The organism is Microcoleus sp. AT9b-C3, assembly GCF_036705485.1.
GTDB lineage: Bacteria > Cyanobacteriota > Cyanobacteriia > Cyanobacteriales > Microcoleaceae > Microcoleus.
This window is the reverse complement of the sequence record NZ_JAUBUR010000060.1, coordinates 1-14,720: the sequence shown is the minus strand read 5'-3', so window position 1 is coordinate 14,720 and position 14,720 is coordinate 1. Positions and strand designations below refer to the sequence as shown.

The 14,720-nt window shown below is 44.2% G+C and carries 13 protein-coding genes; 10 read left to right on the top strand and 3 right to left on the bottom strand.

Annotated elements, in window-relative coordinates:
- Positions 1–82 precede the first annotated feature (82 nt).
- The 3 genes from QUB77_RS29860 to QUB77_RS29850 form a co-directional block, all read right to left on the bottom strand.
- Positions 83–1,420, bottom strand: coding sequence for a PIN-like domain-containing protein (locus QUB77_RS29860; RefSeq protein ID WP_333180707.1), 1,338 nt, complete (start codon positions 1,418–1,420; stop codon positions 83–85).
- 83 nt (positions 1,421–1,503) lie between these two features.
- Positions 1,504–2,082, bottom strand: a complete 579-nt coding sequence (locus tag QUB77_RS29855) for an ImmA/IrrE family metallo-endopeptidase (RefSeq protein ID WP_333180708.1) — start codon at positions 2,080–2,082, stop codon at positions 1,504–1,506.
- The gene (locus tag QUB77_RS29850) at positions 2,082–2,444 is read right to left on the bottom strand and encodes a helix-turn-helix domain-containing protein (RefSeq protein ID WP_333180709.1); all 363 of its coding nucleotides are present in this window, start codon (positions 2,442–2,444) and stop codon (positions 2,082–2,084) included. Before QUB77_RS29850 ends, QUB77_RS29855 begins: the two co-directional genes overlap by 1 nt.
- A 110-nt stretch (positions 2,445–2,554) precedes the next feature.
- Here QUB77_RS29850 and QUB77_RS29845 point away from each other — a divergent pair, with 110 nt between their 5' ends.
- The 10 genes from QUB77_RS29845 (at position 2,555) to QUB77_RS29800 (ending at position 14,650) form a co-directional block, all read left to right on the top strand.
- Positions 2,555–3,004: a multiubiquitin domain-containing protein gene (locus QUB77_RS29845; protein ID WP_333180710.1), complete on the top strand. Its 450-nt coding sequence runs from the start codon at positions 2,555–2,557 to the stop codon at positions 3,002–3,004.
- Between the two features lie 3 nt (positions 3,005–3,007).
- Positions 3,008–3,388, top strand: a complete 381-nt coding sequence (locus QUB77_RS29840; protein WP_333180711.1) for an E2/UBC family protein — start codon at positions 3,008–3,010, stop codon at positions 3,386–3,388.
- Positions 3,385–4,803: a ThiF family adenylyltransferase gene (locus tag QUB77_RS29835; protein ID WP_333180712.1), complete on the top strand. Its 1,419-nt coding sequence runs from the start codon at positions 3,385–3,387 to the stop codon at positions 4,801–4,803. The genes QUB77_RS29840 and QUB77_RS29835 overlap by 4 nt, the downstream gene beginning before the upstream one ends.
- A gap of 3 nt (positions 4,804–4,806) precedes the next feature.
- Entirely contained in the window at positions 4,807–5,181 is a 375-nt protein-coding gene (locus tag QUB77_RS29830; RefSeq protein WP_333180713.1) for a DUF6527 family protein, read from the top strand.
- A 789-nt stretch (positions 5,182–5,970) separates the two neighbouring features.
- Positions 5,971–7,509, top strand: a complete 1,539-nt coding sequence (locus tag QUB77_RS29825) for a class I SAM-dependent DNA methyltransferase (protein WP_333180714.1) — start codon at positions 5,971–5,973, stop codon at positions 7,507–7,509.
- Complete coding sequence (locus QUB77_RS29820; RefSeq protein ID WP_333180715.1) at positions 7,509–8,582, top strand: hypothetical protein; 1,074 nt, start codon at positions 7,509–7,511, stop codon at positions 8,580–8,582. Before QUB77_RS29825 ends, QUB77_RS29820 begins: the two co-directional genes overlap by 1 nt.
- Complete coding sequence (locus QUB77_RS29815) at positions 8,575–9,906, top strand: restriction endonuclease subunit S (protein ID WP_333180716.1); 1,332 nt, start codon at positions 8,575–8,577, stop codon at positions 9,904–9,906. The genes QUB77_RS29820 and QUB77_RS29815 overlap by 8 nt, the downstream gene beginning before the upstream one ends.
- A gap of 1 nt (position 9,907) precedes the next feature.
- Entirely contained in the window at positions 9,908–11,089 is a 1,182-nt protein-coding gene (locus QUB77_RS29810; protein ID WP_333180717.1) for a hypothetical protein, read from the top strand.
- On the top strand, positions 11,070–14,246 hold the full coding sequence (locus QUB77_RS29805) for an HsdR family type I site-specific deoxyribonuclease (RefSeq protein WP_333180718.1): 3,177 nt from the start codon (positions 11,070–11,072) through the stop codon (positions 14,244–14,246). The genes QUB77_RS29810 and QUB77_RS29805 overlap by 20 nt, the downstream gene beginning before the upstream one ends.
- Positions 14,243–14,650 carry a YgjP-like metallopeptidase domain-containing protein gene (locus QUB77_RS29800; RefSeq protein WP_333180719.1) on the top strand — a complete coding sequence of 136 codons (408 nt, stop codon included), beginning with the start codon at positions 14,243–14,245 and terminating at the stop codon, positions 14,648–14,650. Before QUB77_RS29805 ends, QUB77_RS29800 begins: the two co-directional genes overlap by 4 nt.
- The last annotated feature ends 70 nt before the right edge of the window (positions 14,651–14,720 follow it).

Below are 14,720 nucleotides of genomic sequence, written 5' to 3'. Positions count from 1 at the left end.
CATAGTTACTACTACCGAAAAAGATTTCAGGCTTCCTATTTTGTGCAGGTTCATACAGAATTCATATCAATACTAAAAAACTTCAATCTTCAGAAGGTTCAATTTGTGAAGATTCAATATCTCTTCCCCCATTCGCATCGGGTATTGATTGTTTCGGTATTGCTGCTTGTTTCTTCATTCGCTCTATAGTTCGATTATTATTTTCTACGAATTGATTTACGGATGCCATAAATCGATTTTGTTCTGCCATTATGCTTGCTACTGCTATGTTATTTCTCAATCCATACTTGTCTGTATTTATCAATTGCGTCGCATCCATAACTGATTGTTTAGGAAGGTTAGCTATATTACTCAATGGATTATTTGCAGCAGCTACTAAACGTTCTATATTACTCAATGGATTATTCGAGGCTATTAAACGTTCTATATTACTCAATCCATAGCTATCAATAGCTGATAATTGTCTAGAAAAATTATCATCTAATTCTGGTTCAGACAAACTGTTTGAAACAGAAACTTCTTCAACTTGTTGTATCGATTCTTCTTTTATTTCCTGTTGTAGATATTTTTTAGCAAAGTGCAAAAAACGATCTGGCCAGTACATATGAAACATAGAAGCACCAGCATCCAAGATTTCTTCGACTAACTCTGGATGTGGCCCAATAGTTTTCTTACCTCCTTTTCTCCACCAATCGTCTTTATTATCGCGAGTAATAAAAATAATATGACTTAATGACTTAGACTTAACTTGTTTGAGGAGCTGTTTCCAAAGAATTAAGTCACCATATTGTCTTTGAAAGACTAACCCTTTATGAGTATAACAATTGTTAATTTTATCTTTATCTCGATCTAAAAAACCAGGGGGGCGACAGATTTTGTATCTTTTTTCACCCTCTAAATATATTTGAGCCAGCTCTTCTTGATTAGTAGGTGATTCACCAATTTTCTCTTGGAATAAATCTGTAATTTTATCTCTTATCTGATCAGTCCCATTTATTTGAATTAACTCTTCACTGCAAGATGTTAATTTATCCCAAAAAGTATCAAAAACTCTCTTTACATCCTCAGTCAGTTCTTGGAGAACTTCAGGAGGAAGACCTCGGAAGTTGAAATTCTCGAAAAGTTTTTTTGTGGTTTCATTTGCAATCTTATCCAAATCACTTTTAGCAGTATCAAATTTCGACTCTACTTGAATTATTCTAGTAATTCTATTTTTGTGATATTCAAGTGCAACTTGATGAGGAATCCACAAACGATCCTTTATAGTTTCTAAAACTGTAAAATACTCTTGGCGCGTTTCATTATTGTATTCGTAAAAATCCAACAGAACATTAGTATCAAAAATAAAAGTACATTTTGACCAAAGCTCCAGATAATCTTGTTCAGAGAGGGAATAATATCCTGGGAATAAGTCTTTCATTGTGTCAATTACTTGGTTTTTATTGAATAAGTGCTATTTCTCCGAATCACAAAATAAAAACTGTCCGAACTTTGATTTAATATCTATTTAAGCTTATTACGTTTCTTTTTCGAGAAGTTGAGGATCTTGCGTGTTCCACTGACATTGAGGCGCATGGTGATAACTTGCTCGCTAACCTGATAAACCCTACTTGCTTTGACCACGCTCATCTCAGTTTTAGCAATGTGAAAGGCTGCTTCCTTTGAAATAAGCAACGCTGGTCCCAACCAATTCGCTTCATCCTCCTGTTCCACGTCGAAGTGGCGGCAGCCGTACTCATCGAATATAGGGAGAGGCCTGTGACCAAGGATGCCGTGACCGAGTTCGTGAGCGATATTGGAAGCCTGTCGGAGAGGAGGGTGCGAATCATTGTGGATGATACGCCGTCGGTAGCCGTCAATGATGGTGATAGCTGAAAAGCTTTCCCGATCCTGTTCCATAAAATAGGCAACCGCTTCGGGTATTTCAGTGTAAGCGGATAAGGGGTCTACGGGGATTTCTAAGTGTTGGGCCAATCTCCAGGGACAAAGGGGGTCATGAGCCCTGAGACTCAGTTCCCTTCTATATTCCCGAGCATAAGCATCCGCTTCAGATTTGAACCCGCGGCGTAACTGCTGTTTCATCAATCTATTCGATCCTTGCGTAGACGCTCGTAACCTGCTTTGAGAATCGCTTCGAGAGCTGCTGCTGCTTCTGGCGTGAGATTGCGATCGGCCCGTAAGTACGCAGTAATTTGAGTAAGCGGGTCTGATTCAGTCCGAGTATCCCGAGCTCCTTTGACAAAGGACTCAGCCTGCAATCCCGACCATTTTAGCAGTGCTGCGAGACTATCCACATCAGGCCTCCTTCCTTGAGCCATGCGGGTCAAAGTGGACGCGCTTACCTCAGACTGTGCCGCTACCTGCTTCCACGTTAGGCGCTGCGATTGTCGCTGGCTGTCTAACGCTGCGTAAAAGGACTCTACATCGAACTCTACCTTAGCCATCCTCCATCTCCGATTGCTACCTTGCAATTTTAAGTCAGTTGTGTAACATGAAGGTAATTGCATTTACGCAATCAGTGGTCACTATCGCAATTGAGAAGTTTAGCGTGATTATGTCAAAAAGTTATCGGATTCAAATTGATGAGACTTCTTATGAAGTGGACGATCCAGTTATTGCCGGTCTTCAGCTTCTTGACACGGCAGGGAAGAGGCCATCTGATGAATACCTCATCTTTCAGCGGTTGCAAAACGGGCAGCTTGAGGAAATCAGGCCTGATGAAACGGTCGATCTGCGGAAACCGGGTATAGAGGCGTTTATCACCTGGCACAGCGATCGCTCTTTCCGTTTTGTGATTGACGGTCGGAAATTTGAGTGGGGCATACCACTGATTACCGGACTGAAGCTGAAACAGCTTGCTGCAGTTGACCCCCAATCTTATGGAGTTTGGCTGGAGGTACGAGACGGAGAAGACCGCCCGGTTGGAAATGCGGAGTCGATCGATCTCCAAGCTCCCGGAGTCGAGCGCTTCTTCACCGGTAAGAAAACTACGACGGAGGGTTAATCCATGAGTTTCTTACCGTCGCGAGAGCGGGAATATCTTGAAAGCAAAGGTATTGTTTTTCAGGAAGTCACAGACGGGAGCCAAAAGGGAGTAATTCTTCCTGGCTTTAGGTTGCCGTCCAACAAGTACGATGTCCACCAGGCTGATGTATTGATTGTGGTTCCACCAGGCTACCCAGATGTCCCGCCAGATATGTTTTACTTGCAACCCTGGGTGAAGCTTGCCACTCGCAACCGTTACCCCACAGCAGCAAACCAGGCTTTTATGTTCAATGGAGTCTCCTGGCAACGGTGGTCGCGCCACAACAACGAGTGGCGTCCCGGTACTGACGGTATTTGGACGATGCTCAAGCGCGTGGAACACGCTCTGGAGGTAGCTGTATGAGCTTTACTGCCAGTATGGTGTTGCAGGAGGAACACCTTAAATACCTCCAAGAAACCCTGAGCCGCGCCGATGGACGAGAACGAGCGACTTACGTGATCTGCGGTGAGGTAGTCATTGAATCGGACCCTTGGGATGTTCAGCAGCGGAGGAAATATCTTTCCTATGAAATCCTCGCGGTACCTGAAGATGAAATAGTTTCGAGTTCAGATCGGCATATTACCTGGAAAACTGATTCTTTTGTTCGAGCATTGAAGCTCGCTCAAACGAGGGGGATGACAGTGGCTCTCGTTCACAGCCATCCGGGAGGTATCGCTGCGTTTTCCGAACAGGATGATAGAAACGAGCCTGACCTTGTAGAGCTTGCCCAGCACAGAAACGGTATCCAGACAAAACTCCTGAGCGTAATTCTCACAGACTCAGGAGAGCTTGTCGGTCGCCTGTGGACGAGCCAGCAGGAGTCGATTCCCCTACAACTGATTTGTGTTGTAGGAAAAGCAATCAAGCTCCACTACACGGGACGGGGGCAGGGTATACCTTCGTCAGTTTTTCACCGACAATCGCTCGCATTTGGGGAAGCACTTACTCAGGATTTATCAACGCTCAGGGTTGGAGTGGTAGGCTGTGGCGGTACGGGCAGCGCAGTCGCCATGCTGCTTCCCAAAATGGGAGTACGGCTGATTGCGCTCTTCGATCGAGATGTAGTTGAAGAGAGTAACTTAAACCGACTTCACGGCGCGACTCGGGAAGACGCTGAAGCAAAGCACCCGAAGGTTCTTGCTGTAGCGCGATCGCTCTCGGAGCTAGGGCTGGGAGTGCAAGTAAAGTCCTATCAATCGTGGATAGGCGATCGGGATTGCCGAAATGCCCTGAAGTCCTGCGATATAGTCTTCGGTTGCACGGATGACCATGCAGGACGGTTGCTGCTTAACCGCTTTGCCTACTATTACTTGGCTCCTGTTTTCGATGTAGGGCTTGCCATCGAGGTATCTCCAACTGAACCGCCAGAAATCAAAGCGCTAGATGGTCGAGTAACCGTACTTGCGCCCAGTCACACTTGCCTGTTGTGCCGAGAAGTTATCAATCCTGTGGTAGCGCGGGATGAGGCTTTGAAGCGGAATCATCCGGTCGAGTACGAGCGGCAAAAAGCAGAGGCTTACGTTTTAGGCGAAGGCAATCCAAGTCCCGCAGTGGTACTTTTCACCACGGATGTTGCGATTATGGCGATTGAAGAGTTGGTGCACCGCCTTCAAGGATTTCGAGGTGAGAACGGTGCGATTGCCCAAAGAGTAAGAAAATTTCACCTGATGACCGATAGAAAGCAAGCTGCTGATTCCAAGTCGCATTGCCCTATTTGCGGTACTGCTGATTGTTGGGGCAAAGGCGATATTGTTCCATTTCTCGATTTGGTGGAGTGAGCTATGTTTCTTCGCAATCTAATTCGATGGATTCTAATCAAGCTGAAGGTAATTGAAAGACCCGACTTGTCAGCACGGATAGTTAAAGTTCATCCAGCACCTGAAGAAATTATACCGAAACAGGTATTTGTCGTTGGTGATGCTCGCTATCGGAAGTGGGCTTGTTTTCGATGTCCCGGTGAATGCGGAGAGGCGATTTTGTTGTCCTTAAAGCAGACGCAGCATCCTTCGTGGAAAGTCACGATAGACTGGTTGGGACGACCGACGATTCATCCCTCGGTTAGGCAGCTTAATGAGTGTAGATGCCATTTCTGGGTTCGTCACGGCTGTGTTGAATGGTGTTCCGATACAGCCGCTATAGCCCAAAGGAAATCCTAGTTGTTCGGAACAGCAATCAGGATTCTTTTGAAACTGCATTGCTGTACCGAGCAAAATTCCACCAAGTATACCGCCTCAGTATTTGGGTACGGAAACTGAATTCATTGTAGCTATACCCTTCCTAATCCGTTCTATTGTCTTACTAATTCAGGTACTAACCCTACCCATGTTACGAAAGAGGTCAGGTTCTTCTAAGAAGTAGTATCCGCCAGGCTGCAAAAAGCTGCACGCTTAGTCCAGAGGGGGCAGCTTTTTTTTGAACCCACATTCCGCAACTCAGCAGGCACAGAAAGCTAGACACTCTCATGATATATGACAACAACCGGGGCCGCGACCAACAAGACGTTACCGAAATGCTTGACTCTATGTTTTGATGTTTTTACTGGCTTGGGTCAGTAATTTGTTGATTAGAGCTTGTTTTTGGCTGCCATCAAGTCGAGAAGTGGGCGCCGTTTGACCTTTGTCTGTCTGTGGGGTTGAGTTTTGAGGTGGCGCTTCGGACGCGGCAACGGCTGAGGGAGAATGAACCGGAATTTACAAATTCGGTTCCGCTAGGGCGGTTTATGTTGTGCTGGGATTCATTCATAGCGATCGCTTAAACTGGTAGAGTTTGATTAGGAGAGTGCGATATGCCTCCGGCACGCTTCGCGAACGCATCCTTAAAATCTGGTCAACCTGTAATTCCTGTCTGGTTAGATCAGATTCATCAAGGGCTAGCTAGTAAACTGGTGAGTTAGGTGCGATCGCATTTATCAGGAATATTTTTTTCTTAATATTAAGTATTTTTTCATGGGTAAGCTAACTCTGCCACAACTGGAACGACATCTGTTTGCCGCCGCCGATATCCTGCGGGGCAATATGGATGCTTCGGAGTTCAAAGAGTATATTTTTGGGATGCTATTCCTCAAACGCGCTTCGGATGTGTTTGAGCAACGTTATGACCAAATTATACAGGAGAATCTGGCACGGGGACGCACGCCAGAAGAGGCGAAACAGAGGGCGGAAAATCCCATGAGTTACCAAGAGGCTTTTTTTGTACCGGAAAAAGCGCGATGGGCTTATATTCGCGATGAAGTACATGAAAAAGTAGCAGATGGATTGAATAAAGCTTTAGGTTCTCTGGAAGATAAGAACCAAGCTTTAACAGGAGTATTAGGTCACATTAATTTTAATCGTCAGGTGGGAAAGAATCGGCTTTCTGATTCTAAATTACGCGAATTAGTTCAACATTTTAGTAAGTATCGATTGCGAAATGAAGATTTGGTCTTTCCCGATTTATTGGGTGCTGCTTATGAGTATTTGATTAAAGATTTTGCTGATTCTGCGGGGAAGAAAGGGGGCGAATTTTATACGCCGCGTGAAGTGGTGCAGTTGATGGTGAGGCTGATGAAACCACAACCAGGGATGTCTGTTTATGACCCTTGTTGTGGTTCGGGGGGTATATTAATTCTGGCAAAGCAATATGTTGAAGAGGGCGGCGGCGATGCCAGAAATTTAGCGCTTTACGGGCAGGATAATAACGGCGGCGTGTGGGCAATTTGTAAGATTAATATGCTGCTGCACGGGATTCGGGACGCGGATATTCACAATGATGATACGCTATTTAATCCCTTACATATTGAAGGCGGGGAACTCCTGCTATTTGACCGAGTAATTAGCAATCCGCCTTTTTCCCAAAACTACAGCCGTGAAGGGATGGCATTTCAGGGAAGGTTTACGCATGGGTTTTGTCCAGCAGACGGGAAAAAAGCAGATTTAATGTTTGCTCAGCACATGATGGCGGTGCTAAAAGATAATGGGCTGATGGCGACGGTAATGCCTCATGGGGTGCTGTTTCGGGGGGGTGAAGAGAAGAAAATTCGCGAGAGTTTGATTGACCAAGATCATTTAGAAGCGGTGATTGGTTTGCCGCCAAATTTATTTTATGGAACGGGGATTCCTGCTTGTATTTTAGTGATGCGTGGCAGTAAAGATGCGAAACCTGCGGTACGTAAAAATCAGGTATTATTTATTAATGCCGATGCGGAATATTATGCAGGTCGCGCTCAGAATTATTTGCGCCCCGAACATATTGAAAAGATTACCTGGGTGTTTGAAAATTTTAAGGCTTTACCGGGTTATTCGGCAGTGGTGACAAAGCAGGAATTAGCAGAGAATGATTATAACTGCAATATTCGCCGCTATGCGGACAATGCGCCACCGCCAGAACCGCAGGATGTGAAAGCTCATTTATTGGGTGGAATTCCTAAAGTTGAGGTAGAGGCAAAGCGTCCATTGTTGGAGGCGCATGGATTCGATCCAACTAGAATTTTAGTGGAGCGTTGTTAATGGATTATTTAGATTTTATTGCCTCAATTACGGAAAGAGGGCAGATTAAAAATTTTATTGAATCTGATGCTGGCGTTCAACAACAAGAAGGTAAGCTTTATAGTGTTTTTGCTGCTTGGTGGCAACTTCATGCACCAGATTTGGGCGAGTTGCCGAAAACGAAGAAGGTGATGGAACTGCGAGGGGAGTTTTTGCATTCGTTTGTTGATAGCCTGGAACCTGTGGGTTTACTTGACCGCTTCAAGGTTGCGGGTGTGGTGGCGAGTTGGTGGGATGAGGTGAAGTATGAACTCAGAACGCTCTCGGAATCGGATTTTGGCGGGTTGGTTGATAGTTGGGTGGATACGATTCGGGATGCTTTAGAACAGGATGATGATACGCAGAAAAATCAGACGAAGTTCGACCCGCTCAATCATAAACTGGTGGTGCGCTTGATGCCGGACTATCTGGAGGAAATTGCTGAGGCTGAGGCGAGAATTGCTGAGTTAGAGCAGCAAAAGGAAGCGTTTGAAGGGGGGGAAGAGGCCGAGGCGCAAGAGGGAGAAGCCAGCGATGAGGAGTCGGAGGCGGTTAATTTTGCTAAGGAGTTGGAGACAAGGCTCAAGACTCTGAAAAATTCGATTAAGGAGCCGAAGAAGGAAATTAAGGATTTAAGGAAGAATTCGCCGTTGTTGAATGCGGATAAAATCGCTGAACTTGAGGCGACGGTTGAGCCGATGGAAGCGGAAATTGCCGAGATTGAGAAACAACTGGAACCCTATAAGGAAATTAAAAAGCAATTGAATGAAGCGAAGGGGATACTGAGGATGCTGAAGAAAGAAGTGGAGAAGCGTTTGTCAGCTAAACGTGCGGCGTTGACGGATGAGGATTGTCAGGGGTTGGTGTTGGCGATTTTCAAGGATGGCTTAATTGCTGAGTTGGAGCGATATGTCACGGCTCACCGTCAGCAGGTTATTGTGGCGGTAGAGAATTGGTGGGATAAGTATCGGGTGACGTTGCAGGATATTGAATCGGACCGGGATGCGGCGCGTCAGCAGTTGAATGAGTTTTTGAGTGGGTTGGGATATGCGTGAGACTGTTGTTAAAGCTGAGGAGTTTAAGGATTCGCCAGTTGGGAGAATTCCGAAGGATTGGGATGTTGTCCCACTATCATCAGTGTTTCAGATTCAAAGTGGAGCAACACCTTTACGCACTAAGCATCAGTCATATTTTGTTGGTGGCACTATCCCTTGGGTTAAAACAATGGATCTCAACGAGGGATGGATTGTTGATACCGATGAGCGAATTACAGAAATAGCCCTAAAAGAGTGCAGTGTTCAACTCTTACCCCCAAAAACTGTACTAATTGCAATGTATGGCGGATGGGAACAAATTGGGCGAACAGGAATCTTGAAAGATTCAGCGACTACGAACCAAGCAATTAGCAGTCTTATCAAAATTTCACCCTTAGTAGAACCAGAGTTTGTTCTTCGTGCGCTCCAATATGGAAGATTTCGTTGGAAAGGGATTGCTGCGAGTACCCGTAAAGACCCAAATATTACTAGGGATGATGTAGTTAATTTTCTAATTCCGCTACCTCCTCTCGATGAACATCGGCAGATTGCGGAAATTTTGGACACAGTGGATGAGACGATCGCCCATACCTCCTCTCTCATCGCCAAGCTCAAGCAGATGAAGGCTGGACTGCTGCACGACTTGCTGACACGGGGGTTAGATGAGAATGGGGAATTGAGGGATGCGATCGGGCACCCCGAACAGTTCAAAGACTCACCACTGGGACAAATCCCGAAAGATTGGGAGGCTACTACAATTGGCGAGCAAGCTTCTACGAGTTCAGGTTCCACTCCAAACCGTAGTAACCCAAAATACTGGCAAGATGGCACAATAGCATGGGTAAAAACAGGCGAGATAAATTACACATTTATTCAGGATACTGAGGAAAAAATAACACAAAAGGCACTGAATGAAACTTCCTTGACAGTTTATCCAGTTGATACAGTCCTCATGGCTATGTATGGGCAAGGAGTTACACGTGGCAAAGTCGGAATCCTCGGTATCGAATCAACTACCAATCAAGCCTGTGCTGCAATTATACCCAAAGACAATAAGTTAGTATCACGCTATCTATTTCATTATCTCAGCTATTACTATGATGAGATAAGAAGTATGAGCCACGGCTCTAACCAGTCAAACCTTAACGAACGATTAATAGCATCATTTCCTATTCAATTACCACCAATAAAAGAGCAAATACGAATTGTTGAAATGATCGATACCTATGACACCCGTATTCGCACAGAAGAAGCCTACCGCGACAAGCTCAAACTCCAGAAACAAGGACTGATGCACGACTTATTAACCGGAACAGTGCGAGTTAATTGTCTAGGAGATAAGTAGAATGACTTTAGTAGTTGCCTTGATGATAAACAATCTTCCAGCTATTTTAGGAGATGTATTAATATCTGGACATGAATTAGAGCAATCTCTATCTATTCCAACGATTGGTGATATTGATAAAATTTTCCCACAAGGCTCTGGCTGGAGTATTACCGACTTAATACAAAAAGTTAATATTATTGATGACAATTTGATTATGGGTTGGGCAGGTAGCCCTATAGCAGCTAGGGTAATTGTATCCGAATTGAAAAATCGACATTCTAGCCAATCATTTACAAAAGAATCTCTTGAGAATTTTTTCATTGAAATCAATAATGATATAAACAAATGGATAGCAAAACAAGAAGTTGGTTTTATTGGATATATTAAAGATTCGGAGGGATTCCATTCGTTTAGTCATTCATTTAATGGCGTTCTAATTCATGAAGTAAATTTTTCAGCGTATGGGCAAATAAAAATCTGTGGGTCTGGAACAGATGATATGGAAGAATTACTTAAGCAAGTTTCTAGACGTTATTCAAATAGTAACCTAACAAATTTTGATAATATTGTTATTGAGTTACTTACGTTGTGCGGATGGTTCTTTGCTGATGAGATGTTAACTTCCAGAAGTTTATTACAATATTACGGTGGAGCATATGAAGTTGCTACTTATATAGAGGAAGAGAAGAGGTTCACAAAAATAGATGATATTACCTATTTAACTTGGATAGTTCAAGATATTAATATAAAGCCTAAAATTAGTTTGGTATCTAAAATATTTAAGGTCGCCTATTTGGATAATATATTATGTGTTTATACTATTGAGTTTAATATTTTACAAGAATTAACTGTTGCTCGCTACAATTCCGAAGAATATATAAAATTCCTTCCTAATGCAATCAATCTCTACCATGTTCTACCTCTTAATAGTAATTTAGAAAATAAAATGTTTGAAATGCCTAAACAACAAGAACTCCCCGGTTTAATAAATTCCGAGTTTAATTGTAACTATTTGTTTCGTGTTACTATAGAACCTGAACAAGCTTCTGGAGCTGAGGTTATATGTAAACCTCTACGTTCTGGCAATAAAAAATCCAATTACATAAAATTTGTTTTTGAAGATAAACAATTATTCTTAATTGTCAAATCTACTTATATTGAGTATCTAAAAAATAGTTTCAATGTCTCAACAAACTCCTGAATACATCTACTCTGAAAAGCCAACCATCGACCAACTTATCAGCATGGGTTGGCAGCATATCGAAGGCAGTTGGGATCATCCCCAAGTTACCCATCGCGAGAACTTCAAGCAAGTCTTAATTAGCGATCAGCTAAAAGTTGCCATCAAGCGCATCAACCTCGATGACAACGGCAATCCTTGGCTCGATGATACCCAAGTGAATGCCGCCGTGAGTCAATTAGAGCGTCTGGGCGCACAAAGACTAATGGAAGCAAATCAAGCCGCTACAGAATTACTCCTCAAAGGCACCACTGTTCAGGGACAAGACGGCAAAGATCGCACCGTCCAATTCATCGACTTCGAGCATCCCCAAAATAACGACTTCCTAGCCATCAATCAATACCGAGTAGACCCCCCTTGGGCAACAGGCAAAGGGGGGTTTATCGTCCCGGACATCGTGCTACTCGTCAACGGCATCCCCCTCGTCGTCATCGAGTGCAAAAGCCCCAACCTGGATAAGCCCATCACCGAAGCCATTCGCGACTTGTTGCAATATTCCAACCAACGGGGAAGCAGCCAACCGGAAGGGGCAGAAAAGCTATTCCACTACAACCAGTTAATGATAGCCGCGTCTAGAGGACGGGCAGCAGCAGGAACCATCGGCGCGAACTACGAGCATTATGTCGAGTGGAAAGACACGACTCCCTGCCCCAAAGCCGAAATTGCCGCACAACTGGGTGTTACCGAACTCAACTCCCGCCAAACTCTCATCGCCGGGATGCTACAACCCGCCAACCTCCTCGACATCCTGCAAAACTTTACCCTATTCAAAGCCAGCGGCGGACGCACGATTAAACTCGCCCCCCGTTACCAACAATATCGGGCAGTCCACGAAGCAATCGGGCGACTCCGGCACAACCCAAGCCGCACGCAACACGGCACCGATGACCAACGTGGTGGTATCATCTGGCATACCCAAGGCTCCGGCAAAAGCCTGACAATGGTGTACCTGATCCGGAAAATCCGCACCATCCCCGCCTTGCGCCGCTTCAAGATAGTCGTCGTTACTGACCGCACCGACTTAGAAAAGCAACTGTCCGATACAGCCGTCCTGACAGGCGAACCCTTACAAAAAGCGAAAAACGTCAAAAAGCTAGAAAACTACCTCAAACAACCCGGTGCTGGCTTAGTCTTCGGGATGATTCAAAAATTCAAAGGTGGCGAAGACTCAGAAGAAGAAGAAAAAATCGAGCCAATGCCGAAAAATCTCAATCCTTCTGAGGATATTTTAGTGCTAATTGATGAAGCGCACCGATCGCACGCCAGCACTCTCCACACAAACCTCTTGACAGCGTTACCCAACTGTGCGCGAATTGGTTTTACTGGTACTCCGATCGTCCAATCTGCCAAGAAAACGACCAAGCAAATTTTTGGTGATTTTATCGACCAATACAATATCCGCCAATCTCAAGAAGATAAAGTTACTTTACCCATTCTTTATGAAGGCTTAGAAGCCAGAGGCGTAGTCACCCAAGGCGATGACCTAGATAAACTATTTGAAATCGTATTTCAGGATAAAACCCCAGAAGAACGGGCGCAAATTAAAGCTAAATACGCGACTAAAACCCAAGTCTGCGAAGCGCGAGAACTGATTAAAGCCAAAGCTAAAGATATGCTGCGCCATTATTGCGAGCGTATCCTTCCCGGAGGTTTCAAAGCCCAAGTTGTCGCATCAACTCGTCTCGCAGCCGTTCGTTATCAAGAAGCATTTTTAGAAGCACAAAGAGAACTGGTGCAACAACTAGAAAGTCGCGCCCCCATCCTGCAAAGTTTCGACACTGAAACCCTAGAGAACCTGGATTCAGAAACTCGCTTTCTCGCCCAAGCCTTACCGCATTTAGAAACACTCCGCCGCTTAGAATTCGCCGCCGTTATTTCTTCCGATAAAAATGACGATCCCAACTGGAAAAAGTGGACTGATAAGAGTCAACAAGACATCAATATTACCAAATTTAAAGATCCTTTAGCCAAAAACAGTTTAGCAATTTTAATTGTTAAAAGTATGCTACTGACGGGATTTGATGCGCCGTTAGAACAAGTTTTATATTTAGACCGAGGAATGAAAGAATATGAACTATTACAGGCTATTGCCCGCGTTAACCGCGTTCATGATGATACTAAAGAATATGGCTTAGTAGTAGATTATTACGGTGTTAATCTACAAAAAGCTTTAGAAATTTACGATAAAGTAGATACAGAATCCGCTTGGTTTGACATTCGGGAAGAATTGCCGAAATTACGAGATAAACACCAGCGGCTCATTAATTTATTTACCCAAAACGGTTGCACAATCAACGATGTAGATGATTGTGTTGACTTGCTTAGGGACGATCGCCTCCGAGTCGAATTCAACAATTATTTTAAAGACTTTCTCGACAGCTTAGACACAATTTTACCCCGTCCCGAAGCCCGTTATCCTTATAACTTTGTCAAAGATGCCAAAAAACTCGGTTTAATTAAAAAATCCGTCGCTGACCTTTATCGAGATGAAAAACTAAACATTGTCAGCGCCAAAGAAAAAGTCCGGGCATTAATTGACCAATATATTGAATCCCAAGGAATCGATCCCAAAGTTCCACCGATTGATATTATGTCTCTGGATTTTAAAACTCACGTCCAGCGGCATCGGTCAATTAAAGCGCAAGCAGCCGAAATGGAATTCGCCGCCCGCCACCACATTGATATCCACTATGATGAAGACCCAGTTTATTACAAAAACTTGAGCGATAAACTGCAAGAAATCCTCGAATCTCTGGCAGAAAACTGGCAAGAAAAAGTAGAAGCTTTGCGGAAATATATCGAAGAAATCCAAACAGGTCGCCAGACCGATGAAACCGGGTTAGACCCGAAAACTCAACTGCCATTTCTGAATATTTTAGGCGAACATTCTGACAAAAACCTCACCGAAATTGCAGCACTAACCGTCGAAATTGTCAACCACATTAGGCAAGAACTTCGACGGGTAAATTGGGACAGACCTGTCGTTCAAGAAGATTTAAGAAAGTGGATAGCCGGGTATTTAGATGATAAGGATGCAGTCAATTACGAACAATTAGAATCAGTAGCCGATAAACTGGTACAACTTGCCCGTAAAAATCGATCTCGCCTAATCTTATGACAACACTAACCTTTGGCGACCTTTCCTTTAAATTACGCCCGAGTGCCAAACGTCGCACCATCGGCATCACTGTCGAACGAGACGGTCAATTAATTCTGTCAACTCCCCCACAAGTGCCAATTGAAACATTAGAAAAAGTTGTCAACGAGAAACGCTTGTGGATTCACAGTAAACTAATCGAGAAAGAATCTTTCAATCCTCCCACCCCTGCTAAAGAATACGTTTCCGGGGAAGGCTTTTACTATCTGGGACGCAGCTACAGCCTCAAACTGGTGGATGGCGTGGAGGGAAAGCCACCTTTGAGATTGTATCAAAGTCGTTTTGAATTGCAGCGAGAAGCGCTGGCGCAGGGGAGAGAAGCTTTTATTCGATGGTATTGCGATCGCCTTCCGTCGATTTTATAGTCATTTCAAATAAGTATGAGACACTCTTTATGCACAATAAGCACGAATAACTTCATCAAGAGATGTGCCA

Bases quoted from the DNA above. Each gene is read 5' to 3' on its own strand.
- QUB77_RS29860 (WP_333180707.1), bottom strand. From the start codon at position 1,420: ATGAAAGACTTATTCCCAGGATATTATTCCCTCTCTGAACAAGATTAT.
- QUB77_RS29855 (WP_333180708.1), bottom strand. From the start codon at position 2,082: ATGAAACAGCAGTTACGCCGCGGGTTCAAATCTGAAGCGGATGCTTAT.
- QUB77_RS29850 (WP_333180709.1), bottom strand. From the start codon at position 2,444: ATGGCTAAGGTAGAGTTCGATGTAGAGTCCTTTTACGCAGCGTTAGAC.
- QUB77_RS29845 (WP_333180710.1), top strand. From the start codon at position 2,555: ATGTCAAAAAGTTATCGGATTCAAATTGATGAGACTTCTTATGAAGTG.
- QUB77_RS29840 (WP_333180711.1), top strand. From the start codon at position 3,008: ATGAGTTTCTTACCGTCGCGAGAGCGGGAATATCTTGAAAGCAAAGGT.
- QUB77_RS29835 (WP_333180712.1), top strand. From the start codon at position 3,385: ATGAGCTTTACTGCCAGTATGGTGTTGCAGGAGGAACACCTTAAATAC.
- QUB77_RS29830 (WP_333180713.1), top strand. From the start codon at position 4,807: ATGTTTCTTCGCAATCTAATTCGATGGATTCTAATCAAGCTGAAGGTA.
- QUB77_RS29825 (WP_333180714.1), top strand. From the start codon at position 5,971: ATGGGTAAGCTAACTCTGCCACAACTGGAACGACATCTGTTTGCCGCC.
- QUB77_RS29820 (WP_333180715.1), top strand. From the start codon at position 7,509: ATGGATTATTTAGATTTTATTGCCTCAATTACGGAAAGAGGGCAGATT.
- QUB77_RS29815 (WP_333180716.1), top strand. From the start codon at position 8,575: ATGCGTGAGACTGTTGTTAAAGCTGAGGAGTTTAAGGATTCGCCAGTT.
- QUB77_RS29810 (WP_333180717.1), top strand. From the start codon at position 9,908: ATGACTTTAGTAGTTGCCTTGATGATAAACAATCTTCCAGCTATTTTA.
- QUB77_RS29805 (WP_333180718.1), top strand. From the start codon at position 11,070: ATGTCTCAACAAACTCCTGAATACATCTACTCTGAAAAGCCAACCATC.
- QUB77_RS29800 (WP_333180719.1), top strand. From the start codon at position 14,243: ATGACAACACTAACCTTTGGCGACCTTTCCTTTAAATTACGCCCGAGT.